Origin of the sequence: Salinarimonas soli (assembly GCF_008386575.1) — a bacterium.
Lineage (GTDB): Bacteria > Pseudomonadota > Alphaproteobacteria > Rhizobiales > Beijerinckiaceae > Salinarimonas_A > Salinarimonas_A soli.
Genome location: NZ_VUOA01000028.1, coordinates 165925 through 187907, shown reverse-complemented (window position 1 = coordinate 187907; position 21983 = coordinate 165925). Strand labels below are relative to the sequence as shown.

Below are 21983 nucleotides of genomic sequence, written 5' to 3'. Positions count from 1 at the left end.
CACGCGCCCCCCCGAGCCCGGCTGTCGGATGGAGCCAGGATGACGCGGCGACGCGGCGACGGGTCGTCAGGGGAGGAATGGTGCCCAGGGGCGGGATCGAACCACCGACACTGCGATTTTCAGTCGCATGCTCTACCAACTGAGCTACCTGGGCGCGACGGCGGCTGGCCGCTGTCGAGGGGCGCTGTATAGGCAAAGCGGGCGGGCCTGTCCAGCGGGTCTTGCGGAATTTTCGGGGTGGGCTCAGGCCCCGTCCCCGTCGCCCTCCTCGTCGATGTTGTCCTCTTCCTCGGCCGGCAGGGCATAGGCGCCCGTCAGCCAGTGCTGGAGGTCGACATTGGCGCAACGCGTCGAGCAGAAGGGGCGCGCGGCCTCCGTGGAGGGCTTCGAGCAGATGGGGCAGGGGCGGGGGACGAAGGGCGTCTCGCTCACGGGCGGCCTCACGCGTTGAGCCAGGCGAGGCGCACGGGAAAGCCCTCGCCGTCGAGAATCGCCACGGTCTCGTGCAGGGGCAGGCCGACCACGCTCGTATAGGAGCCCACGAGCTTCACCACGAAGGAGCCCGCCAGGCCCTGAATCGCGTAGCCCCCCGCCTTGCCGCGCCATTCGCCGGAGGCGAGATAGCCCTCCATGTCGTCGCGCGAGAGGCGCTTGAAGCGCAGGCGGGTCTCCACCAGGCGCTCGCGCACACCGTCCTTCGGGGTGATGATGCACAGCCCCGTATAGACCCGGTGCGTGCGCCCCGAGAGCAGGCGCAGGCAGGCCGCGGCCTCGTCCACCACCTCGGCCTTGGGGAGGATGCGCCGGCCCACCGCCACCACCGTGTCGGCCGCGACGATGAAGCCGTCCTTGAGTTCGTCGCGGTTGCGGGCCGCCGCGCGCGCGACCTCGGCCTTGGCGCGGGCGAGGCGCTTGACGAGGCTGCGGGGCGATTCGGCCCGCAGCGGCGTTTCGTCCACGTCCGCCGGGAGCAGGGCGTCGGGCTCGATGCCCGCCTGCTGGAGCAGCGCCAGGCGCCGGGGCGAGCCCGAGGCCAGCACGAGGGAGGGGCGCCAACGTTCGGGTTGCTTCTCGGAGAAGAAAGGCAAAGGATGCTCCGCTGCGCCCGCGTCGCGGGGCGCCGAATGTCTTGCACGGGCGGCCGGCGCCCGGACGGGGGCGGTCGGCCCCCGGGTCGCGGCGGAACCTACTGGAAACGCCCCCCGTTGTGAACATGCGCGCGACGATCGTCGACGGGGCGCCAACGAGGGGCATCCATGGCCGTGAACCAGCTCAACCGCGCCTTCGCGCGGGCCGCCGCCGACACCAGCGAATCGGCGGCGCATGCGGCCGTCACCATCTCGGCCCGGATGCCGGTGCTCATGGCGGGCCTCATCGTGCCCTCCGCCGCGGGCTACGCGGCCTGGACGGAGGCCTACACGGAGAAGGTCGAGGCGGTGTGGCTCGGGGTCATGGCGGCCTCGGCTGCCTGGGGCGCCGCCATGGCGCAGGCCGCCTTCCTGCCCCCCACGCCCATGGGCCTCGCCGAGGAGGTGATGCGCGTCGCCACCATCGCGGCCAAGCCCTCCCGCCGCAAGGCGAAGGCCAATGCCCGGCGATACGCTCGGGGTTAGGCACCCTCGGTGGGCGGCCGCGGAGCTTCGGCCTCAACCGGCGGCGCGTCCGCATGCAGGCGCTCGAGCTGGCGGTAGCGGACGAGCCCCACCGGGATCAGCGCCAGATAGGCGATCGTGCCCAGGGCCAGCACCTCGAAGGGAAAGCTCGCCATCAGGGCCGCGAGGGCGACGGCGCCCACGAAGATCGGCAGGACGTAGCTGCGCGGGATGCGCTTGCCCACCGTCTTGCCCGAATAGGTGGGCACCGTGCTCACCATCATGATCGCCATGGCGAGCACGTAGACGAGGGCCACGGGCGCGAGGCCCGCCCCCATGGGCACCCCCACGAAGTGCAGGTAGATCGGCAGGAGCGCCGTGATCGCCCCCATGGGCGCCGGCATGCCGACGAAGAAGTCCCGCTTCCATTCGGGGCGGTTGGGATCGTCGAGCATCACGTTGAAGCGCGCGAGCCTCAGGCACGAGGCGATGGCGAAGACGAGCGCCACGACCCAGCCGATCGACTTCAGGTGGAAGAGGATGAAGCTGTAGAGGATGAGCGCGGGCGCCACGCCGAAATTCACGAAATCGGAGAGCGAGTCGAGCTCGGCCCCGAAGCGCGACGTGCCCTTCAGCATCCGCGCCACCCGCCCGTCGACCCCGTCGAGGAGCGCCGCGAAGAAGATCGCCACGATCGCCGGCTCCAGCCGCTCCTCGAAGGCGAGCCGGATCGCGGTGAGCCCGAGGCACAGCGCCAGCAGCGTGATGAGGTTCGGGGCGATGACCCGGAACGGCACCGACTTGAACGACCGCCGGCGGGTCTTCTCGGGCGGATCGGGGACGAAGGGGGGAAAGAGGTCGCTCATGGGGCGCGACCGTAGCGAAGGCACGGCGGGCAGGGCAAGGGCGAAGGGCGGAGAGGGCGCCTGACGCTCCACACCCTCACCCAAACCCCGCCTGCACCAGCGTGCTCGCGACCGCGCTGAAGCTCTCCTTGGGGATCGGCTGGCCGGGCTGGCCCTTGCGCATGAGGAGGGCGGCGAGGTCGGGGTTGTCACGTCGGTAATGCCTGCGCCGACACCCGCCGCACGGCCCGCAAGCTCCTGCAGGGCGCCGAGGTCGACATCGCGGTGCTGAGCTATGCCGACATCGCGGCCGAGTACCAGGTGCGCACGGTGGGCGTGCTCTCCGGCGAGCGCCGCGCGGCCGCCTGAGTCTAGGCCCGCCTCGCGCGGAGCGTCCGCTCGCGCGCCGAAGCCCGTGAAATTACGGGTCTTTGCGGATGCCGCTGCGCTTGGCTTTGGTGGACATTGCGCCGGGCCAGCGTGACAGAGGACGACCCGACCGGCGATGCCATTCTCCCTTCGGGTCATCCTCGCGGCCGCCTTCGCGGGGCTCGTGCTCGCCACCGCCGTCATTCTGGGCCTCGTCCCGGGGCACGACCGCTTCGGCGCCCTCGTCCGCACGGGGCTGATGCTCGCGGTCCCCGCCGCCCTCGTCGGCTGGGGGCTCGGCGCCTGGATCGGCGGACCCATCGACGCCCTGCGCCGCATGGGCGACGACGCCCTCCAGGGCCGCGTATCGGCGGGCGGCGCCTCTGCCGGCTACCGCGAGGCGCGGGAGCTCGGCACCGCCCTCACGGGGGTGCTCGGGGCCCTGCGCGAGGTCTATACCGACAGCGAGATCGCCTATACCCGCGCCGAGGGCGCCGCCGAGGCGCTTCGCGCGAGCGAGGCCCGCATCAAGGTGGCGGTGGAGGCAGCCGAGCTCGGTACCTTCGAGCTCGACCTCGCCACGGGGCAGGGCAGCTGGGACGAGCGCGTCGAGCGGATCGTGGGCTTGCCCTCCGACGCGGCCCAGAGCTTCGCGGCCTGGCTCGACCTCGTCCATCCCGACGACCGGGAGCGCGTGGCGGCGGAGCAGCGGGCGGCCGTCGAGACGGGGCTCGGCAACCTCGTCGAGTACCGCCTCCTGCGGCCCGGCGGCGAGGTGCGCCATCTCGCGGCGCGCGGCCTCGTCATGGGGGCGACGCCCGGCCCAGGACGCCTGGTGGGCTTCGTCCAGGACATCACGGCCCGCAAGCGCGCCGACGAGGCAGTGGCGGAGAGCGAGAGCCGCTATCGCCTCCTCGCCGACAGCCTCCCCCAGAAGGTGTGGACCACGGGTCCCGACGGCACCGCGACGTTCTACAACCAGGCCATGCGCGAGTACCACGGCGACATCGGCATGGCGCTGGAGGACCGTTTCGGCTCCGTGCATCCCGACGACCTGCGCCGGGCGAGACCGCTGCGCGACGCGGCCTACGAGGCCGAGACCCCCTTCGAGGCCGACGTGCGGCTGCGCCGCCACGACGGGACCTATCGCTGGCACCGCATCGCCATGGTGCCGCTCAAGCGCGGGGGCGAGCTCCTGGGCTGGCTCGGCACCTCGCTCGACATCCACGGCACCCGCGAGGCGGAAGCGGCCTTGCGCGAGAGCGACGAGCGCCTGCGGGCGCTCGCCGACAACCTGCCCGACAGCATGATCTTCCAGATGGCGGAGGACGCGGACGGCGCCCACCGCTACGTCCAGGTGGGCGCCAATTGCGAGCGGCTCAACGGCTTCCCCGCCGAGGCGGCCCTCGCCGACCCGGAGCTGCTGCTCGGCCGGCTCTATCCGGACGACCGCTTCATCTTCACCCGCACTCTGGAGCGCGCCCGCAGCGACCGGCGCCCGCTCACCGTGGAGGTGCGGGCCCGGGGCGCGCAGGGCGCGTCGCGCTGGCTCCAGATCTCGGCGGCGCCCCGCAGCCTGCCCGACGGCACCACGATCTGGGACGGCGTCGAGACCGACATCACGATCCACAAGGAGGCCGAGCTCGCCCTCCAATCCCTGCTCGCCGACCTCTCCGACGGGCTGCGGCGCAAGGACGAGGTGCTGGCCGAGACCAACGTGCGCATCCGCAACGCCCTCCAGGTGGTGCTGAGCCTCCTGCGGCTCCAGGCCTCCGGCCTGTCGACCGACGACGCCCGCCGCGCCTTCGCCACGGCGCTGGACCGGGTCCGCGCCATCGCCGACGTTCACAACCGCCTCCTCCAGACCCCGTCCGACGGCGTCGTGGACGCGGGCGGCTTCGTGCGCGACCTGTGCCGGGACATCGAGGGGGCGGGGGTCGCGATCCGCGTCGATGTCGGGCGGGTGGGGATCGAGCCCGATCGCTTGCTGCCGCTCGGCCTCATCGTCAACGAGCTCGCCCGCAACGCCGCGATCCATGCCCGCGACGAGGGGAACGCCGCCGCCATCGACGTGGAGCTGAAGGCCGACGGCCCCGCCTTCACGCTTCGCGTCACCGACGAGGGCCCGGGCCTTCCCTCGGGCTTCGACCTCGCCCGCACGGAGGGCCTCGGCCTTCGCATCGTGCGCGGCCTGGTCTCGCAGCTCCAGGGCCGGCTCGAATGGGGCCAGGGCGAGGGCGGGGAGGGCGCCTCCTTCACCGTCACCGCCCCCCGCACCAACGAAGCCGCCGCCGCCCGCACCCGCCTGCAATAGCGGTGCGCCGCGGCCGTCCGGGGGCGACGTTCCCCTGAGCGTATGAGGCAGGCTCCACCTGTTCCCCTCCACCTTGCGGGGAGGGGCTAGGGGTGGGGGTGACGGCGGTGTCGAGGCAGGATCGATCACGACGGACCGGCTGGCGACATCTCCGGATAGGACACCGCCGCCACCCCCCACCCCAACCCTCCNNCCCCCGCAAGGGGGGAGGGAGCCCGCCGGCGCTTCACGCCTTCGGTGGTGCGCCGCAGGGCTGACAGGGCGTACCCGTCCCGCTCCGGCACGCTTAAGCTTACCCCGGCCTTTACGCTCCCCTAACCCTACTGGCGGATAAATGAGCCCAGAGGGTGCCGCGTCGGTACCCTCGGTCGAGCATCGGTGGGGTCGCGTGAGGCGTCGGTATCGGTCCGGGATGGGATGGGCGTGCGCGACCGTCGCACCGTGGGCGCTCGGCGCGGGGCTCCTCGTGTCGTTCACGGCGGCGGCCGGCAACGATCCGCGCGCGGGCATCGGCGCCTGGAGCGCCGTGGCGCCCCTCGTCGAGAGCGCGACGCCGCTTCCCCCGTCCGCGCGCCTCGTGGGCGCCGCCCTGCGCATGCCCGTTCCCGACGGGATGGAGCGCGAGGCGGGGCTTCGCTTCGACCTGCCGACCGACGCGCCCGACGATCCCGGCGCTCCCCTTCGGCCCGACCTGAAGACGCCGCCAGGCCCCGATCCGGTCGTCGAGCGCGGGCTCAAGGGCGATCCCCTGATCCCCTTGCGCCCCTCCCTGAGCCGGCGCGGCGGCGACATCGCGGCCTCGGTCAACCCGCTCTCGCGCCTGATCTTCGGCCCCTCCGAGGGGGCGCCCGCCCCCCTCGTTCCGGGTGCTGTCATCGATGCCGACGCCGAGCCCCGGCTCGAGCCGATCATCGACACGGAGCGCACCACCACCCATATGGCCACCTCGGCGCGCTCCCCCGAGGCCCAGGCGCAAGGATCCACGGGCTCTGGCCGCGGCGCCGTGACCCGCCGGCCCGACGGCGCGACGCCGTCCGTGCCCCGCGCCCACGCGCTCTCCTCGACCACGCCTGCCGCCGCGGATGCCACCCCGGTCGTCGTCGCGGTCGATCCCTTCTCCTTGCCCCAGCCCGGCATGACGCCAAGGCCGGACGGAGGCGTCACGGCCGCGCCGAAGGGGGAGGGCGCGGCGCGCCCGCGCTATGCCGATCTCGTCGATCCCGACATGGCGGCGCGCGAGCAGCGCTGCCTGGCCGAGGCAGTCTATTTCGAGGCGCGCAGCGAGCCCGAGGAGGGTCAGGCGGCGGTGGCGCAGGTGGTGCTCAACCGGGTGAAGAGCGGGCTCTACCCGTCGACCATCTGCGGCGTGGTCTACCAGAACCGCCACCGGCATCTGGCCTGCCAGTTCACCTTCGCCTGCGAGGGCAAGTCCCTGCGCATCACCGAATCCGAGCCCTGGTCTCGTGCGAGCCGCGTCGCCAAGGCGGTGCTGGAGGGCGAGACCTATCTGGAGGACGTGGGCGGCTCGACCCATTACCACGCCAACTACGTGAGCCCCCGTTGGGCCCGCAAATTGAAGCGCATGGACCGGATCGGCCGGCACATCTTCTACAAGCTGCGACCGGGCCAGACCTGACCTACACCCGCACCGCGAGGGAGAGCGCCACGAGGCTCGCCAGCGCCACCAGCGCGCCGCCGACCGCAAGCCACAGCGTGCCGGCCGCGCCCCAGGCGTCGAGGACGGACGCGAAGGCGACGGGGGCCGCCGCGAAGGCGATGTTCTGCGGGACGGCGAGGCGCCCCGTCATGGTGGCGTAGCGCTCGCGCCCGAACAGGGCGAGCGGCACCACGGCCCGCACGATGGTGAAAGCGCCCGCCGACAGGCCGTAGCCGATCACGAAGGCCGCCACCACGGGCAGCGACGCCCCGGCCGCGAGCGGCAGCGCCACGGCGAAAGGCGCGAGCAGCGCCGAAGCGAGGCCCACCCGCAGGATGCCGACCTGCTGCCCGAACAGGGTCTCCCCGAGACGCGCCGCGACCTGGGCGGGTCCTATGAGCGAGCCCACGGCGACGGCCGTGGCGGTCGGATGGTCGAAGGCCTTGAGGATCTCGACGATGTTGAGCGGCAGGCCCCAGGAGACGAAGCCCTGGACCGAGAAGGCGAGCGCGCACCACCAGAAGGCGACGCGCTGCCGGGCGGGATCGAGCCCCGTCACGGGCTCAGGCACCGGCACGTCGCCAACGCCCTCGGGCGGACGCTCCAGGCGCCGCGACGTCACGAACAGGTGCAGCGGCAGGCACACGGCGAAATGGACCCCGGCATAGGCGAGGCAGGTGGCGCGCCAGCCGATGGCGGCATCGAGCGCCGCCGTGAGAGGCCAGAACAGGGTGGATGAGAAGCCCGACATCAGGAGCATCGTGGCGAAGGCCCGCCGCGCATCGGCCCCGGCCACCCGGGCCAGCACCGCGAGCGCGCCCTGCGACAGGGCGAGCGGCATGGCGAGCCCCGCAAACGTCCAGGCCGCCGCATAGCCGACCCATGACGTGCTGGAGGCAAGCGTCACGAGGGCGAGCGCCATCAGCCCGGATCCTACCGCCAGCAGCCCGCGAACCCCGCGCCGGTCCATGAACAGGCCGGCCCGGGGCGCCGCCACGGCGCCCGCCAGCAGCATCACGGTCACCCCCGCGATGACGAGCTCTCGCGACAGCCCCAGATCCCGCCCGAGCGGGACCAGGAGAACGGCCGGGAGATAGTAGGTGCTGCCCCAGCCGATGAGCTGCGTCGCGGCGAGCGCCGCCACCACGACGCGGGTCGACGACCCGAGCGGGCGCCGGCTCACCCGCGCGGCCGACCGGGGGTCACGGCGCCGCGCGCCTTGCGCAGGGCGCCCTCCGTGAGCTCCAGGGCGAGGAAGCGCTTCGGGTCCACGGGGCCCGGCAGGGCGAGCTGGCCCGGCGGCACGACCTTGAAGCCGAAGCGGGCGTAATAGGGCTCGTCGCCCACCAGCAGGACCAGGGCCTCCGCCTGCTCGGTCGCGGCCTGCAGCGCGCGGCGCATGAGGCCCGCTCCGATGCCGCGATCCATGAAGGCGGGCTCCACGGTGAGCGGCCCCAGCACCTGGGCCCGCACCTCGCCGGCCCAGACGGGGGTGAGCCGCACCGAGCCCACGATGAGCGTGCCCACGAGCGCCGTGAAGGACAGGCGCGGGTCGTGGGTGACGCCCTCGCGCAGCCGGAAGGCCGAGCGCGCGAAGCGCCCGGGGCCGAAGGCGCGCTCGTGCAGGCGCTCGATGGCCTCCGCGTCGGCGGGAAGTTCATGACGGATGACGATGGACAAAGCGGTCATTGCGGACCTCCGGGGCAGGCACACGACGGGGGGCGGACGGAAGCGTCAGCCGTGTCGTCGTCGCTGGATCCGGGGGTGGGGCATGGGCCGGGGCGGTCTCGCGTGAGAGGGGCGTCGTAGCAGCGAGCCGCGAGGAGCGCAAATGGCACGTGTTAAGGGGCGGGCTCCGTGCCGCTCCCTCCCCCTTGCGGGGGAGGGCTGGGGTGGGGTGTGACGGCGGTGTCCTGCCCGAAGATGTCGTGGTCCGATCGGTTGCGGTCTCTTCTGCTCCGACACCGCCGTCACCCCTCTAGCCCCTCCCCGCAAGGGGGAGGGGAACGCGGGGCGGCTCGCTTAAAGCTCGGTGCAGGTCGGACTACGCGAGCGCTGATGAGCCGCCGAGGGGGCTCTCCTTGGGGAGGGAGTCATCGAGCGTAGCGTCGACATTCCTCACGCCGCCCGCGCGCGCTATATCCAGCCGGCGCTCGGCGGCGCGTCACGGGTTCGCTCACGGCATGCTCACATCGGATCACTGGATCGCCACCCCCGGAGGCCGGCTTTTCGCGCGATCCTGGACGCCGGAGGGCTCGCAGGCGAATCCGACCATCGTCCTGTTCCACGACTCGCTCGGCTGCGTGGAGCTGTGGCGCGAGTTTCCGGCGGCGCTCGCAGGAACGGTCGGGCACCGGGTCGTCGCCTATGACCGCCTGGGCTTCGGCCGCTCCGATCCGCGCCAGGGCCCGCTCGCCATGGGCTTCATGGACGAGGAGGCGAGGGAGAGCGTGCCCGCCCTCGTCGCCGCGCTCGGCCTCGACCGGATCGTGCCGTTCGGCCACAGCGTGGGCGGCGCCATGGCGGTGAGCACGGCCGCCCGGCTGCCGGAGCGCTGCGCCGCCGTGGTCACGGTCGCGGCCCAGGCCTTCGTGGAGGACCGCACGAGGGAGGGGCTCCAGGCGGCGAAGCGCGCCTTCGCGGAGCCTGGGCAGGTTGAGCGGCTCGCGCGCTATCACGGCGACAAGGCCCGCTGGGTGCTCGACACCTGGATCGACACCTGGCTGTCGCCCGAGTTCAAGGATTGGACCCTCGACGCCAACCTCGCCCGCGTCGGCTGCCCGGTTCTCGCGATCCACGGCGACCGCGACGAATACGGCTCCGTCCGCCACCCAGAGCGGATCGCGGCGCTCGCCAGGGGCGCCTCTCGAATGAGAATCATCGAGGCCTGCGGGCACGTGCCCCACCGCGAGGCGCCGGAGGCGGTGCTCGGCGCGGTGGCGGATTTTTTGACGAGTGCCGTGCCGGAGATCTAGGGGCTGGCGCGGCTTGGTCGCGCTCCCGACCCCCTCATGCCGAGGCGCGAGCCGAAGGCGAGCCTCGAAGCACGCACAACGCCTCCACAGCTCCCGAACGCGCCCGCGGGCTAGAACAAATCCCCCTGCTTCGGCGTCGGCGGCCGGTCCTTGGCGGCCCGCCTGGAGGCGCGGCCCTCCGCGAGCGCGCGGGCCTTGCCGTCCATGAACTCGAGCTCGATGGGCTGGCCCGGGGGCATCGCGGCGGCGGAGCGGATGGCCTTGCCGTCGCCGTCGCGCACGAGCGCGAAGCCGCGGGCGAGCACCGAGCGGTAGCTCAGGCTGGTGAGCAGCTGGTCGAGGCCGCCGATGCGGGCCTCGCGCTTGGCCATGTCGGCGCGGGCGGCGGACGCCAGCGAGGTGCCGAGCGACAGGAGCCGCCGGCGCTGCTGGAGGACGCGCTCGCGCTCCTGGCGCAGCATCGCCTCCCGCCCCGCCGCGAGGCGCTGCGACACCCCTTCGAACCGCTGCCGCCGGAGATCCAGCCGGGTGCGGATGGCGCGGCGCAGCTGCTGGATGATCTGCGGCAGGCCGTCCTTGCGGATGACGAGGAAGTTGAAGAAGGCGCGCCCCGGCCGCTCGCCCACCGCTGCGAGCTTGCCCTTGAGCTCCGCGAGCCGAGCGCGAGGTGAGCGGCGCTCCAGGGACTGGCCAAGGCGGGCGATGCGGGTCTCGGCGGAGCGGGCGTTGCGGGCGAGCGCGGGCTTCAGCTTCGCGGTGGCAAGATCGAGGCGCTGCCGCTTGGGCGCCAGCAAAGCCTCACGGCCGGGCAGGGCGCGGGCGGCGGAGCGCAGATCACTGCGAAGCCGGTCGAGGGCCCGGCCCATGGCCTCGCGGTGGCGGAAGCCCAGATCGTCCACCTCGGCCACGAGATCGGCCCGCACGGGCACCACCATCTCGGCGGCGCCGGTGGGTGTCGGCGCGCGCACGTCCGCCGCGTGGTCGATGAGGGTCCAGTCGGTCTCGTGGCCCACCGCCGAGACCAGCGGGATCTCGCTCTCGGCGGCCGCCCGCACCACGGCCTCGTCGTTGAAGCCCCAGAGGTCCTCCACCGAGCCGCCGCCGCGCGCCACGATGAGCACGTCGGGCCGGGGGATCGGGCCGCCTTTTTTCAGCGCGTTGAAGCCCCGGATGGCCGCCGCGACCTCGGCCGCGCAGGTGTCGCCCTGCACCCGCACGGGCCACACGAGCACCCGGCGGGGGAAGCGGTCCTCCAGCCTGTGGAGGATGTCGCGGATCACGGCGCCGGTGGGCGAGGTGACGACGCCGATGACGGTCGGCAGGTAGGGCAGGGCGCGCTTGCGCTCAGGCGCGAACAGGCCCTCCGCGGCGAGCTTGCGCTTACGCTCCTCCAGGAGCGCCATCAGCGCGCCGATGCCGGCGGGCTCGATGGAATCGACGACGATTTGGTAGCTCGACTTGCCCGGGAACGTGGTGATGCGCCCGATGGCGATCACCTCTAGCCCCTCCTGCGGCTTCACCCTCAGGCGCGCGAAGGTGCCCTTCCAGATCACCGCGTCGAGCTTGGCGCTCTGGTCCTTGAGGCAGAAATAGGCGTGGCCCGAGGAATGGGGCCCGCGATAGCCTGAGATCTCGCCCCGCACCCGCACATAGCCGAACGCGTCCTCCAGCGTGCGCTTGAGGGCGCCCGAGAGCTCGGAGACGGTCCAGTCGGGGGCGTTCGACGGCGAGATCGGCGCGTTCATCGCCGCACCCTAGCGCTTGAGCCGCGGGGTGCAAGAGGTGCGGGCCGCCGGATCAAAGGGGGAACGAAATTCCGGGGAGGCGAGGCGATTCGGCCTCACCTGTCGGGGCTCCGGAGGGTTCAGGCGTTGAGGCCGGCGATGAGCAGCATGGTGGCGATCATCGTCGCCGTCGAGGCCGTGAAGCCGATCAGGGCGTTGCGGAACGAGGGAGCCTTGGCGGGCAGGGCGGGGTTCATGAGGGTGATTCCCTGGTGAGCGATGCGTTGACGGATGGATCGCACGGGCGGGCCGGCGTCCATATGCGGCGGCGCACATGACGCCTGAGGTGCCATCCCTCTGGGGTCGTTCGGGAGGGGCGGGCATCCGCTATTGTCCCCACGCGCGGGCATTTTTGTCGGGTGTGCCCCATCCACCTCACCGCGAAATGGTCTAAAGCTCCGCCCGACCAACCTTCGGGGCGCGGGCATCATGAACATCCTCCTCATCGGCTCCGGCGGGCGCGAGCACGCCCTTGCCTGGGCGCTGTCGGCAAGCCCGCTCTGCGACCGGCTCCTCGTCGCCCCCGGCAATCCCGGCACCGCGGCCTGCGGGCGCAACGTCGCCCTCGACGTCGCCGATCACGGAGCCGTCGTCGCGTTCTGCCGCGAGCAGGCCATCGGCCTCGTCGTGGTCGGGCCCGAAGGGCCGCTCGTGGCGGGGCTCGTGGACGACCTCACGGCGGCGGGCATCCGGGCCTTCGGGCCGAGCCGGGCGGCGGCGCAGCTCGAGGGCTCCAAGGCCTACACGAAGGAGCTCTGCCGCGAGGCCGGCATCCCCACCGCCGCCTTCGCCCGCTTCACGGAGGCCGAGCCCGCGAGGGCCCATGTCCGGGCCCTAGGGGCGCCCATCGTCGTCAAGGCGGACGGGCTTGCCGCCGGCAAGGGCGTCGTCGTGGCGATGAGCGTCGAGGAGGCCGAGGCGGCGATCGAAGCGATGCTCGGCGGGAGCCTCGGCGAGGCCGGGGCCGAGCTCGTGATCGAGGAATGCCTCGTCGGCGAGGAGGCGAGCTTCTTTGCCCTCTGTGACGGGACGCATGCCGTCCCGCTCGCCTCCGCGCAGGACCACAAGCGCGTCTTCGACGGCGACCGGGGGCCGAACACGGGCGGCATGGGCGCCTATTCCCCGGCCCCCGCCATGACGCCCGAGCTGGAGGCCCGGACCATGCGGGAGATCGTCGAGCCGACCCTGCGGGCCATGCGGGCGCGCGGCACGCCCTATGCCGGGGTGCTCTATGCCGGCCTGATGCTCACCGAGTCGGGGCCGAAGCTCATCGAGTACAATTGCCGCTTCGGCGATCCCGAGACGCAGGTGCTCATGCCGCGGCTAGCGGGCGATCCCGTCGAGATGCTGCTTGCCGCCTGCGAGGGGCGGCTTGCCGGGTACGAGGTGCGATGGCGTCCCGAGGCCGCGCTGACCGTGGTCATGGCGGCGCGGGGCTATCCGGGCCCCGTCGCGAAGGGATCGACGATCGGCGGCATCGAGGCGGCGGGGGCCGTGGAGGGCGTCACGGTGTTCCAGGCCGGCACCGCCCTGGTCGACGGGCGCCTCGTCGCGAATGGCGGGAGGGTCCTCAACGTCACGGCGACGGGCGCCACCATCGCCGAGGCGCAGTCCCGGGCCTATGCGGCGGTGGACCGGATCGACTGGCCGGAGGGCTTCTGCCGGCGCGACATCGGCTGGCGGGCGGTCGGCGCGGCCGGTCCCGGCGAGGCCTCGCATCGCGCGGGGTGACGATTTCGCCCGACCCGCTATCGTGCCCCCACGGCACATGAGAGGGCTTGTCATGCAGGACCTGTTTCCCGGCTTCCAATCCCACTGGATCGACACGCCGTCGGGCCGGATCTTCGCCCGTTCGGCGGGGGAGGGGCCGCCCGTGCTCCTGCTGCACGGCTTTCCCCAGACCCATGCCTGCTGGCACCGCATCGCGCCGGCGCTGGCCCGCACGCATCACGTCGTGGCGATGGACCTGCGGGGCTATGGCTGGTCGAGCGCGCCGCGGGGCGACGCCCGGCACGAGACCTATTCCAAGCGCGGCATGGGCGAGGATGCCGTCGCCGTCATGGAGCGGCTGGGCCATGTCCAGTTCGCCCTCGTGGGCCACGACCGGGGCGCCCGCGTCGCCTATCGCTTGGCCCTCGACGAGCCGGGCCGGGTGAGCCGCCTTGCCCTGCTCGACATCCTGCCCACCGTCCATGTCTGGAGCCAGATCCGCTCCGGCGCGATCCCCGGCGCTCATTGGGCCTTCCTCTCGCAACCCCAGCCGATCCCCGAGACCGAGATCGGCCGCGATCCCATTCCCTATTTCGAGGGGCTGCTGGCGCTGTGGTCCGCCGATGGGTCGCTCAAGGCCTTCAACCCGGCGGCTCTCCACGCCTATCGCGACGGCTTCAACGAGCCGACCCGCATCCATGCCTTCTGCGAGGATTACCGGGCCGGCGCGACCCGCGACATCGAGGCGGACGAGGCGGATCTCGCGGCGGGCCGGCACATCCAGTGCCCGACGCTCGTGGCCTGGGGCAGCTTCTATCTCACGGGCAAGAGCCCCGAGACGCCGCTCGACGTCTGGCGGCGCACCTTCGCGCCGCGGGCCTCGGGCGCCCTGATCCCCGAATCCGGCCATTTCGTCATGGAGGAGAACCCCCCCGCGGTTCTTGCCGCCCTGGAGCCGTTCCTCGCCGGGTAGGACCATGCCGGACGACGCTGTCCTAGGACCGACCATCGCCGTGGCGCTCGGGGCCGGCGGCGCGCGGGGGCTTGCCCATATCCCGGTCCTGGAGGCCCTCGACGAGCTCGGCCTGCGCCCGGTCGCGCTCGCCGGCACGTCGATGGGCGCCCTCGTCGGGGCGGCCTACGCGGCGGGGATCCCCGCCAAGACCCTGCGGCGCCACACCCTCTCCGTCCTGCGCGACCGCTCGCGGGCCATGGCGAAGGTGCTGGAGGCGCGGGTGGGGCGCTTCGCCGACGTGTTCTCGGGCCTCGGCAACCCGCTCCTCGTCGACGGCGAGCTGATCCTCGACGCGTTCTGGCCCGAGGGCATCCCGACCACGTTCGAGGCGCTCGCGATCCCCTTCCAGGCCGTCGCGACCGATTACGCGGCCCGGGAGGAGGCCCCCTTCGCGACCGGCTCCTTGCGGCCCGTCGTGGCGGGGTCGATCGCGATCCCGGGCCTCATCCGCCCCGTGCGACTCGGGGAGCGGCTCCTCATCGACGGCGGCGCCTCCAATCCGCTCCCCTTCGACCACCTCATCGGCCGGGCGGATCTCGTGGTGGCGGTGGACGTGGCGGGCGGGCCGGCGGCGAAGCCCGGGCGCATGCCGAGCAATTTCGAGATCACCATGGGGACGATCCAGATCATGCAGACGGCGATCAACGCCGCGAAGCTGAAGATCTACCGCCCGCAGGTGGTGCTCACCCCCGACGTCTCGCGCTTCCGCGCCCTCGATTTTCTCGAGGCCCGCGCCATCTTCGCCGCCGCCGAACCCGCCAAGGAGGCCTTCAAGCGCGAGCTGGAGCGGCATCTTGGCGGGACGTCACTCCCCTCTCCCGGATGGGAGAGGGGCCGGGGGTGAGGGATCACGCCGGGAAGCTCGCTGAATCGATCCGCCTTCCCACCGTCATCCCCGGGCTTGTCCTTCGACAGGCTCAGGATGAGGCCGGGGACCCAAGACTACGGCTCGACTGGATGGCCGGCTCAAGGCCGGCCATGACAAGCGGATAGGTCTGGTGAACCTCCCGGCTTGGCCACCTTCACCCCCGGCACTTCGTGCACCCCTCTCCCATCCGGGAGAGGGGAGACGTCCGGGGTAGCGGAAAACGAAAACGGCCGCCCTGGGGCGGCCGTCGGAGGCGTCGAGGCTGTGCGGCCTCAAGCGTTGAGCTTGCCGCGCACGTCCTGGAGGCTGCGGGTCAGGAGCTCGGTGCCGGTCGGGCCGCGCATCTGGTCGCGCAGCACCGTCTCGGCGGCGCGCACGGCGGCCTCGGCGGCGGCGGCGCGGACATCGGCCATGGCCTGGGCCTCGGCCTGCGCGATCCGGGTCTCGGCGGCCGCGGTGCGGCGGCGGACGAACTCGGCGGTGCGCTCCTGCGCCTCGCCGTTCATGCGCTCGGCCTCCGCGCGGGCGGCCGTGACGATGGCGGCGGCCTCAGCCTCGGCGGCGCTGCGCTTCGACTCGTATTCGCGCAGGAGCGACTCGGCATCCTCGCGCAGGCGGCGGGCCTCGGCGAGCTCGTCGCCGATGCGCCTGCTGCGCGCGTCGAGGGCCGCCCCGACGGACCGTGGCACCCCGTAATAGAACAGGATGCCGAAGAAGATGAAGAAGGCGACGCCGGTCCAGAAGGTCGGGTTCGAGAACATGGGATCTCCTGTCAGCGCGTCGGGGCGTCGAGGGCGGCGGCGACGGCCTGAGGCGCCGGGGCCTGGCCGGTGAGCCGCTCGACGATCGCCGTGGCGGCGTCGGCCGCGATGTCGCGGACGTTGCTCATCGCCTGCGCCTTGCGCTCGGCGATCGTGACCTCCGAGGCGGCGATGCGCTCGGCGAGGTCGGCTTCCAGGGCCTTGCGCTTCACGTCCGTGTCGGCCGCGAGGCTGTCGCGGGTCTGCTGGGCGAGGGACTGGGCGCGGGCGCGGGCCTCGGCGAGGGAGGCCTCGTAGGCGCGGCCGGCGTCCTCGGCCTGCTGCTTGGCGCGGGCCGCGGTGTCGAGGTCGCGGCCGAGGGTGGTGTCGCGGGCCTCGATGATCCCGCTCAGGCGGGGCAGGACGACCCGGGACATGAGCAGGTACAGCGCCACGAAGACCACGGCGAGCCAGAAGAGCTGGCCGCCGAAGGTCGAGGCGTCGAAGGGGGGAAAGGAGGCGCTGTGCGAGGGGTCGGCGGCGCTGGTGTGTGCCGTCGCGTCGACGCCGGTGTGGGTGCTCTGCGTGGCCATGGCCGGTCCTCTGCGGTCGTCTCTAAAAAGCAGGATGACGGTGAGGGTCGCTCACCGCCAAGCCTCCCGTGGCGGGGGAGATCCCCCGCCGCCCGATCGAGGGTGCTTCGGTCAGGTGAAGAGAAGGACGAGAGCGACGACGAGACAGAAGATGCCCAGGCCCTCGGCGAGCGCCGCGCCGATGAACGCGCGGGCGAACTGGCTGTCGGCCGCCGACGGGTTGCGCAGGGCACCCGAGAGGAAGTTGCCGAAAATCTGGCCGACGCCGATGGCGGCGAGGCCCATGCCGAAGCAGGCGAGGCCCGCGCCGAGGTACTTGAAAGCAATCGGATCCATCGTTGATCTCCTAGGGTCGATCGGGAGGGGAGGGGAAGGGACGGCGAGCGCTGCCCGGCTCAGTGGCCCGGATGCAGCGCGTCGTTGAGGTAGATGCAGGTGAGCACCGTGAAGACGTAGGCCTGGAGGAAGGCCACCAGGAACTCCAGGGCCGTGAGCGCCACGGCCATGAGGAGGGGAAGGGGCGCGAGGACCGCGAACAGCCCGCCCGCGGCGCCGAGGGACACCACGAAGCCGCCGAACACCTTCAGGGCGATGTGGCCCGCCAGCATGTTGGCGAAGAGGCGCAAGCTCAGCGAGATCGGCCGCGACAGGAAGGAGATCACCTCGATGACGGTGATGAAGGGCAGGAGCCAGCCCGGCACACCCGACGGCGTGAACAGCCCCAGGAAATGCGTGCCGTGCCGCATGAAGCCGTAGACCACCACGGTCCCGATCACGAGCATCGCGAGCGCGAAGGTGATGATCACGTGGCTCGTCACGGTGAAGAAGCCCGGGATCATCCCGAGCATGTTCATGGTGAGCACGAACAGGAACAGCGTGAAGACGAGGGGGAAGAACTTCATTCCCTCCTTGCCCGTCGCGTCCCGCAGCATGGAGGCCACGAAGTCGTGCAGCATCTCGGCCACGACCTGGCCGCGGCCCGGGACGAGCGCCCGGCGGCGGGTGGCGAGCAGCATGCCGCCCACGATCGCGCCGGCGGCGACGACCATGAACAGGGAGGAATTGGTGAAGTTGAGAACGGGGATGATGGGCTTGATCTGAAATTGCTCGATCGGACTCGCCATGATCCCTCAGCCCTTGTTGTCGTTTCCGTCAGCCGTCCGGATGGACGCGTCAAGGTTTCTCGTCGTACCGCGCCGGCTTCGCCAGTCCGGCCGCTCGCATCAGGTTGAGCATGCCGGCGCAGAAGCCGAGGATCAGGCAGACGATGAGCCCCCACGGTTTGGTGCCGGCCAGCCCGTCGACGAGGTAACCGAGCACGCCGCCTGCCATGACGCCCGCGATGAACTCGGCCGACAGGCGCATGGCCTGACCGAGCGCACGGGAGTCTGACGCCGGACGAGGGCGAGGATCCTCGGTCTCCTGGCGATGCGCGCTCGCTTGATCGAGGCGCGTCTCCAGCGACTTGAGTCTCGCCGACAGGTCGGATTCGTCGGAGCTGGACGGCGTCCGGCCAGTCCCATCGTCCCGCGGCGTCGGATCCGACATTGCGTGCCCCGTGCGGTGCGATGGAAAAAGCCCGGAGCCACCCCCGAAAGCCGGGCGCACCATATTGTCGGGGGTCACCCCTGTCAAGGAGGGTCCGAAAAAACGTAAGCTATTGACGAGATTGATTATTCCGGGATTTTCGCACAGGAATGCTGCAATGCGGCATCGGCAATGTGCACTGCACGCACACCTCTTTGCGGCAGGGATCGTGCGCCGGCCCCGAAGGAGACGCAGGGTGTCAGCCGACCTCGCGCAACTCCACCGCGCCCTCCAGGTCCACCGACACGAGCTGCGACACGCCGCGCTCGGCCATGGTGACCCCGAACAGGCGGTTCATGCGCGCCATGGTGATCGGGTTGTGGGTGATCACCACGAACCGCGTCTCCGTCTGGCGCGCCATCTCGTCGAGGAGGTCGCAATAGCGCTCCACGTTGGCGTCATCGAGCGGCGCGTCCACCTCGTCGAGCACGCAGATCGGCGAAGGGTTCGTGAGGAAGACCGCGAAGATGAGGGCGGTCGCCGTGAGGGCCTGCTCGCCGCCGGACAGCAGCGTCATGGTCTGGGGTTTCTTGCCCGGTGGGCGGGCGAGGATCTCAAGGCCCGCCTCCAGGGGATCGTCGGCGTCGACAAGGGTGAGCTCCGCCGTGCCGCCGCCGAACAGGGTGGTGAAGAGGCGCTGGAAATGGCCGTTCACGATCTGGAAGGCGGCGAGCAGCCGCTCGCGTCCCTCGCGGTTGAGGCTTTGCACCGCGCCGCGCAGTCGCTTGATCGCCTCGACGAGGTCGTCGCGCTCCGCCGAGAGGCTGTCGCGCCGGCCCTCGATCTCGGCAAGCTCCTCCTCGGCCCTGAGGTTCACCCCGCCCATGCGGTCGCGGTCGGCCTTGAGGAGGGCAAGCCGCGTCTCGGTCTCGCCGGAATCGGGCAGGGGGGCGTCGGGGCGAAGGCCGGTGAGGGCGTAGAGGCCGGCGGGATCGGTGTCGAGGTGGTCGGCGATGGAGCGGGCAATGTCGTTGGCGCGCAGGGTGAGGGCCTCCAGGCGCGCCTCCGCGCCCGCCAGCGCCTCGCGGGCCGCCGCCATGGCCTCGAGCGCGCCCAGCGCGCGCCGGTCGGCCTCGCCGAGCGCCGTCTCGGCTTGCGCCAGCGCGTCGGCGCTCGCCCGGGCACGGGCCTCCGCCGCCTCGATCTCGGAGAGGAGGGCGCGGCGGCGCAGGATCAGGGTGTCGGGCGCTTCCGCGAGCTCGGCGATCTCGTCGCGGGTGCGCTCCAGGCGGGTCTCCAACTCCTCCAGGGCGCCGGCCGCGCGGGCGGAGCGCTCGGTCCACATCCGGATCTCGCCCGCTACCGCCTCCGCCCGGCGCCCGGCGAGCTCGGCCTCGCGGGTGAGGCCCTGGAGCGCGGCCCGGGCCTCGGCCGCGGCCGTGCGCCGCCCGGCGACGCCGGCGCGCAGCTCGGCGAGGCGGGCGTCGAGATCGGAGGCGTCGGCAAGGTCCTCCAGGGCGTCGGCCGCCGCCGCCTCGCGCTCCCCCGCCTCCGCCTCGCTCGCCCGCACCCGGGCCAGGGCCTCGTCGAGCCCCGAGCGGCGGGCGCCGAGCTCCGCGGCCCGGCGCTCGGCCGAAGCCAGGCGCTCGCGGGCGGCGTCGAGGGCGCGCCGCAAGAGGCGCGCGGCCTCCAGGCTCTCGGTCTCGCGGGCAACGGCGGTCCGCACCGAAGCGGCCGCCGCCTCGGCATCGGCGCGGCGGAGCTCGGCTGCCTCCCGGGCAGCCTCGGCCTCCTCCCGCAGGTCGCCGAGCCGGTTGCGCTCGGCGAGGCGCCTTGCCGCCGCCGAGGGGGCGTCGGCTGCGGCCACGAGCCCGTCCCAGCGCCACAGGTCCCCCTCGGGGCTCACGAGGCGCTGCCCGGGCTGGAGCTGACCCTGCAGGCGGGGGCCCTCGGTGCGGGGCACGATCCCGATCTGGGCGAGGCGCCGGTGCAGGGCGGGCGGGGCCTCGACGACGTCGATGAGCGGCCGCACGCCGTCGGGCAGCGGCGGATCCCAGGTGCTCTCGCCCGCCTTGCCCCAATGGACAGGGGCGTTCCCGTCGAGGGAGGCCTCCAGGTCGTCGCCGAGCGCCGCGCCGAGCGCGGTCTCGAAGCCGCGGGCGACGGTGATCGCGTCGTGGGCCGGGGCATGGCGGCCCGTGGGATCGGGCGCGAACAGCTTGGCCAGCGTGCGGGCCTCGGTCTCCAGGCGCTGCGCGATCCGCTCGGCTTCGGCGAGGGGCGCGCGGGAGCGGGTCTCGGCCTCGCGGGCGACGCGCAGCGCCTCCCGCGCCTCCGCCGCGCGCTCCTCGGCCGACAGGGCCGCGTCCTCCGCTTCGTCGAGGGCGGCGCGCAGATCCTCCACGGGCTCGCCCGCTTCAGCCGACAGCGCCTCGATCTGGCGCTCCAGCCCCGCGCGCTCGGACGCGAAGCGCGCCACCCGCCCGGCCTCGTCGCGCCGGGCGCGCTCCAGGGCGGCGCGGCGGGCGCCCGCATCCGAGGCCTGTGCCTGGAGCGCGTCGAGGGCGCGCTCGCCCTCCTGGAGCGCTGCCTCCAACGCCGCCAGGCGCTCCTGCGCCTCCTCCCTGGCGGGGCCGGCATCCTCGCGCCGCGCCGCCAGCTCCTCGGCCTCTTCCTGGAGCCGCGCGAGGCTCGCGGCGGCGTCGGTGCCGGCGGCGCGCTGGCGGGCGAGGTCGCGCTCGATCTCGGTGGCGGCGCGGTTGAGTTCCGTCAGACGCTCCTTGGCCCGGCGCTCCTCCGCGTCGAGCGCCGCCCGGGCATGGGTGAGGCGGGCGACCGCCGCCGCCGCCGCGGCCTGAGCCTGCCGCAGGCCCGGCAGCGCATGGGCGCCGATCGCCTGCGCCCGCACGGCCTCGGCCTGGGCCGCGGTGCGCTCGGCCACCGCCGCCGCAGCCGCGGTTCGCTCGGCGTCGGCGGCTTGCGCCTGGGCCCGCGCCTGCGCATAGCCGACGAGAAGGATCACCGCCTCCAGCTTGCGGATCTCCGCCGAGAGCCCGCGATAGCGCACGGCCTGGCGGGCCTGGCGGCGCAGCCCGTCCACCTGCGAATCGAGCCCGCCGAGCACGTCCTCGACGCGGACCAGGTTGTCCTCGGCCCCCTTCAGGCGCAGCTCCGCCTCGTGGCGGCGGGCGTGGAGGCCCGCGATGCCGGCGGCATCCTCCAGGATGCGGCGGCGCGCCTGGGGCTTGGCCGCGATGAGCTCGCTGATCTGGCCCTGGCGCACGAGGGCGGCGGAGCGGGCGCCCGTCGCGGCGTCGGCGAACAGGATCTGGACGTCGCGGGCCCGCACCTCGCGGCCGTTGATGCGGTAGTTCGAGCCCTGCTCGCGCTCGATGCGACGGGAGATCTCGAGGGTGTCGGCGTCGTTGAAGGCGGCGGGCGCGGTGCGGCCCGCATTGTCGGCGGTGAGGGTCACCTCGGCGACGTTGCGGGCCGGCCGGTGGCCCGAGCCCGCGAAGATCACGTCGTCCATGCCGGACGCGCGCATGTTCTTGTAGGAGCTCTCGCCCATGACCCAGCGCAGGGCCTCGACGAGGTTCGACTTGCCGCAGCCATTCGGCCCGATCACCCCCGTGAGGCCGGGCTCGATGAGGAACTCGGTGGGCTCGACGAAGGACTTGAACCCGACGATGCGCAGCCGCGTGAGCTTCATGGCCGGCGCGCCGTAGTGAGCCCCTGGCGGGGGGTGAGCGGGGGCGGTCGGCTGGTGATCGGTCCCGTGAGTGCGCCGCTAGCCGTCGGAACGGGACTGAGCGTGGGCGAGGGATGCAACGTTTTCCCCTTCCCCTCGCGGGGAGGGGTTAGGGGTGACGGCGGAGGTGGAGCAGAAAAGACGGCAACCGATCGGCTGGTGCACCTTCTTGTGAGGACACCGCCGTCACCCCCCACCCCAGCCCTCCCCCGCAAGGGGGGAGGGAGCGCGGCGGCGCCAGCG

General features: G+C 72.8%; 19 protein-coding genes and 1 tRNA gene. 7 read left to right on the top strand and 13 right to left on the bottom strand.

Going from position 1 to position 21983, the window contains the following annotated elements:
- Positions 1 to 78: 78 nt before the first annotated feature.
- The 3 genes from F0L46_RS16105 to F0L46_RS16095 form a co-directional block, all read right to left on the bottom strand.
- Positions 79 to 154 (bottom strand) — tRNA-Phe (locus F0L46_RS16105).
- 89 nt (positions 155 to 243) lie between these two features.
- On the bottom strand, positions 244 to 432 hold the full coding sequence (gene yacG, locus F0L46_RS16100; RefSeq protein ID WP_149819352.1) for a DNA gyrase inhibitor YacG: 189 nt from the start codon (positions 430 to 432) through the stop codon (positions 244 to 246).
- Between the two features lie 8 nt (positions 433 to 440).
- Positions 441 to 1088, bottom strand: coding sequence for a Maf-like protein (locus F0L46_RS16095; RefSeq protein ID WP_240540023.1), 648 nt, complete (start codon positions 1086 to 1088; stop codon positions 441 to 443).
- A 168-nt stretch (positions 1089 to 1256) separates the two neighbouring features.
- Between F0L46_RS16095 and F0L46_RS16090 the strand changes: the two genes are divergently transcribed.
- A complete protein-coding gene (locus tag F0L46_RS16090; protein WP_149819348.1) occupies positions 1257 to 1613 on the top strand; it encodes a hypothetical protein in 357 nt (118 codons plus the stop codon).
- Here the strand turns inward: F0L46_RS16090 and pssA are convergent.
- Positions 1610 to 2458 carry a CDP-diacylglycerol--serine O-phosphatidyltransferase gene (gene pssA, locus F0L46_RS16085; protein ID WP_149819346.1) on the bottom strand — a complete coding sequence of 283 codons (849 nt, stop codon included), beginning with the start codon at positions 2456 to 2458 and terminating at the stop codon, positions 1610 to 1612. The genes F0L46_RS16090 and pssA overlap by 4 nt on opposite strands.
- Positions 2459 to 2942: 484 nt before the next feature.
- Here pssA and F0L46_RS16080 point away from each other — a divergent pair, with 484 nt between their 5' ends.
- On the top strand, positions 2943 to 5120 hold the full coding sequence (locus F0L46_RS16080; protein ID WP_149819344.1) for a sensor histidine kinase: 2178 nt from the start codon (positions 2943 to 2945) through the stop codon (positions 5118 to 5120).
- A gap of 412 nt (positions 5121 to 5532) precedes the next feature.
- The gene (locus F0L46_RS16075; protein WP_149819342.1) at positions 5533 to 6756 is read left to right on the top strand and encodes a cell wall hydrolase; all 1224 of its coding nucleotides are present in this window, start codon (positions 5533 to 5535) and stop codon (positions 6754 to 6756) included.
- Between the two features lies 1 nt (position 6757).
- Here the strand turns inward: F0L46_RS16075 and F0L46_RS16070 are convergent, their stop codons facing one another.
- Together F0L46_RS16070 and F0L46_RS16065 are read right to left on the bottom strand one after the other, a co-directional pair.
- Positions 6758 to 7960: an MFS transporter gene (locus tag F0L46_RS16070; protein ID WP_149819340.1), complete on the bottom strand. Its 1203-nt coding sequence runs from the start codon at positions 7958 to 7960 to the stop codon at positions 6758 to 6760.
- Positions 7957 to 8466: a GNAT family N-acetyltransferase gene (locus F0L46_RS16065; RefSeq protein ID WP_149819338.1), complete on the bottom strand. Its 510-nt coding sequence runs from the start codon at positions 8464 to 8466 to the stop codon at positions 7957 to 7959. Before F0L46_RS16065 ends, F0L46_RS16070 begins: the two co-directional genes overlap by 4 nt.
- 494 nt (positions 8467 to 8960) lie before the next feature.
- Here F0L46_RS16065 and F0L46_RS16060 point away from each other — a divergent pair, with 494 nt between their 5' ends.
- Positions 8961 to 9752, top strand: a complete 792-nt coding sequence (locus F0L46_RS16060) for an alpha/beta fold hydrolase (RefSeq protein WP_149819336.1) — start codon at positions 8961 to 8963, stop codon at positions 9750 to 9752.
- Positions 9753 to 9862: 110 nt separating this feature from the next.
- Here the strand turns inward: F0L46_RS16060 and xseA are convergent, their stop codons facing one another.
- Positions 9863 to 11497, bottom strand: a complete 1635-nt coding sequence (gene xseA, locus F0L46_RS16055) for an exodeoxyribonuclease VII large subunit (RefSeq protein WP_149819334.1) — start codon at positions 11495 to 11497, stop codon at positions 9863 to 9865.
- 468 nt (positions 11498 to 11965) lie between these two features.
- Between xseA and purD the strand changes: the two genes are divergently transcribed.
- The 3 genes from purD to F0L46_RS16040 are packed head-to-tail and all read left to right on the top strand — an operon-like array spanning position 11966 to position 15105.
- Entirely contained in the window at positions 11966 to 13267 is a 1302-nt protein-coding gene (gene purD / locus F0L46_RS16050) for a phosphoribosylamine--glycine ligase (RefSeq protein WP_149819332.1), read from the top strand.
- Between the two features lie 52 nt (positions 13268 to 13319).
- On the top strand, positions 13320 to 14219 hold the full coding sequence (locus tag F0L46_RS16045; protein WP_149819330.1) for an alpha/beta fold hydrolase: 900 nt from the start codon (positions 13320 to 13322) through the stop codon (positions 14217 to 14219).
- Positions 14220 to 14223: 4 nt separating this feature from the next.
- Entirely contained in the window at positions 14224 to 15105 is an 882-nt protein-coding gene (locus tag F0L46_RS16040; protein ID WP_149819328.1) for a patatin-like phospholipase family protein, read from the top strand.
- A gap of 296 nt (positions 15106 to 15401) precedes the next feature.
- Here the strand turns inward: F0L46_RS16040 and F0L46_RS16035 are convergent, their stop codons facing one another.
- From F0L46_RS16035 to smc, 6 genes are all read right to left on the bottom strand, one after another.
- A complete protein-coding gene (locus tag F0L46_RS16035) occupies positions 15402 to 15890 on the bottom strand; it encodes a F0F1 ATP synthase subunit B family protein (RefSeq protein ID WP_149819326.1) in 489 nt (162 codons plus the stop codon).
- Between the two features lie 11 nt (positions 15891 to 15901).
- Positions 15902 to 16462, bottom strand: coding sequence for a F0F1 ATP synthase subunit B family protein (locus F0L46_RS16030; RefSeq protein WP_149819324.1), 561 nt, complete (start codon positions 16460 to 16462; stop codon positions 15902 to 15904).
- Between the two features lie 111 nt (positions 16463 to 16573).
- On the bottom strand, positions 16574 to 16798 hold the full coding sequence (locus tag F0L46_RS16025; protein WP_149819322.1) for a F0F1 ATP synthase subunit C: 225 nt from the start codon (positions 16796 to 16798) through the stop codon (positions 16574 to 16576).
- 59 nt (positions 16799 to 16857) lie between these two features.
- The gene (locus F0L46_RS16020) at positions 16858 to 17586 is read right to left on the bottom strand and encodes a F0F1 ATP synthase subunit A (protein ID WP_149819320.1); all 729 of its coding nucleotides are present in this window, start codon (positions 17584 to 17586) and stop codon (positions 16858 to 16860) included.
- A gap of 49 nt (positions 17587 to 17635) precedes the next feature.
- A complete protein-coding gene (locus F0L46_RS16015) occupies positions 17636 to 18010 on the bottom strand; it encodes an AtpZ/AtpI family protein (protein ID WP_149819319.1) in 375 nt (124 codons plus the stop codon).
- A 238-nt stretch (positions 18011 to 18248) separates the two neighbouring features.
- Positions 18249 to 21701: a chromosome segregation protein SMC gene (smc, locus tag F0L46_RS16010; RefSeq protein WP_149819317.1), complete on the bottom strand. Its 3453-nt coding sequence runs from the start codon at positions 21699 to 21701 to the stop codon at positions 18249 to 18251.
- Between the last annotated feature and the right edge of the window lie 282 nt (positions 21702 to 21983).

Bases quoted from the DNA above. Each gene is read 5' to 3' on its own strand.
- F0L46_RS16090 (WP_149819348.1), top strand. From the start codon at position 1,257: ATGGCCGTGAACCAGCTCAACCGCGCCTTCGCGCGGGCCGCCGCCGAC.
- pssA (WP_149819346.1), bottom strand. From the start codon at position 2,458: ATGAGCGACCTCTTTCCCCCCTTCGTCCCCGATCCGCCCGAGAAGACC.
- F0L46_RS16080 (WP_149819344.1), top strand. From the start codon at position 2,943: ATGCCATTCTCCCTTCGGGTCATCCTCGCGGCCGCCTTCGCGGGGCTC.
- F0L46_RS16075 (WP_149819342.1), top strand. From the start codon at position 5,533: ATGGGATGGGCGTGCGCGACCGTCGCACCGTGGGCGCTCGGCGCGGGG.
- F0L46_RS16065 (WP_149819338.1), bottom strand. From the start codon at position 8,466: ATGACCGCTTTGTCCATCGTCATCCGTCATGAACTTCCCGCCGACGCG.
- F0L46_RS16060 (WP_149819336.1), top strand. From the start codon at position 8,961: ATGCTCACATCGGATCACTGGATCGCCACCCCCGGAGGCCGGCTTTTC.
- xseA (WP_149819334.1), bottom strand. From the start codon at position 11,497: ATGAACGCGCCGATCTCGCCGTCGAACGCCCCCGACTGGACCGTCTCC.
- purD (WP_149819332.1), top strand. From the start codon at position 11,966: ATGAACATCCTCCTCATCGGCTCCGGCGGGCGCGAGCACGCCCTTGCC.
- F0L46_RS16045 (WP_149819330.1), top strand. From the start codon at position 13,320: ATGCAGGACCTGTTTCCCGGCTTCCAATCCCACTGGATCGACACGCCG.
- F0L46_RS16040 (WP_149819328.1), top strand. From the start codon at position 14,224: ATGCCGGACGACGCTGTCCTAGGACCGACCATCGCCGTGGCGCTCGGG.
- F0L46_RS16035 (WP_149819326.1), bottom strand. From the start codon at position 15,890: ATGTTCTCGAACCCGACCTTCTGGACCGGCGTCGCCTTCTTCATCTTC.
- F0L46_RS16030 (WP_149819324.1), bottom strand. From the start codon at position 16,462: ATGGCCACGCAGAGCACCCACACCGGCGTCGACGCGACGGCACACACC.
- F0L46_RS16025 (WP_149819322.1), bottom strand. From the start codon at position 16,798: ATGGATCCGATTGCTTTCAAGTACCTCGGCGCGGGCCTCGCCTGCTTC.
- F0L46_RS16020 (WP_149819320.1), bottom strand. From the start codon at position 17,586: ATGGCGAGTCCGATCGAGCAATTTCAGATCAAGCCCATCATCCCCGTT.
- F0L46_RS16015 (WP_149819319.1), bottom strand. From the start codon at position 18,010: ATGTCGGATCCGACGCCGCGGGACGATGGGACTGGCCGGACGCCGTCC.
- smc (WP_149819317.1), bottom strand. From the start codon at position 21,701: ATGAAGCTCACGCGGCTGCGCATCGTCGGGTTCAAGTCCTTCGTCGAG.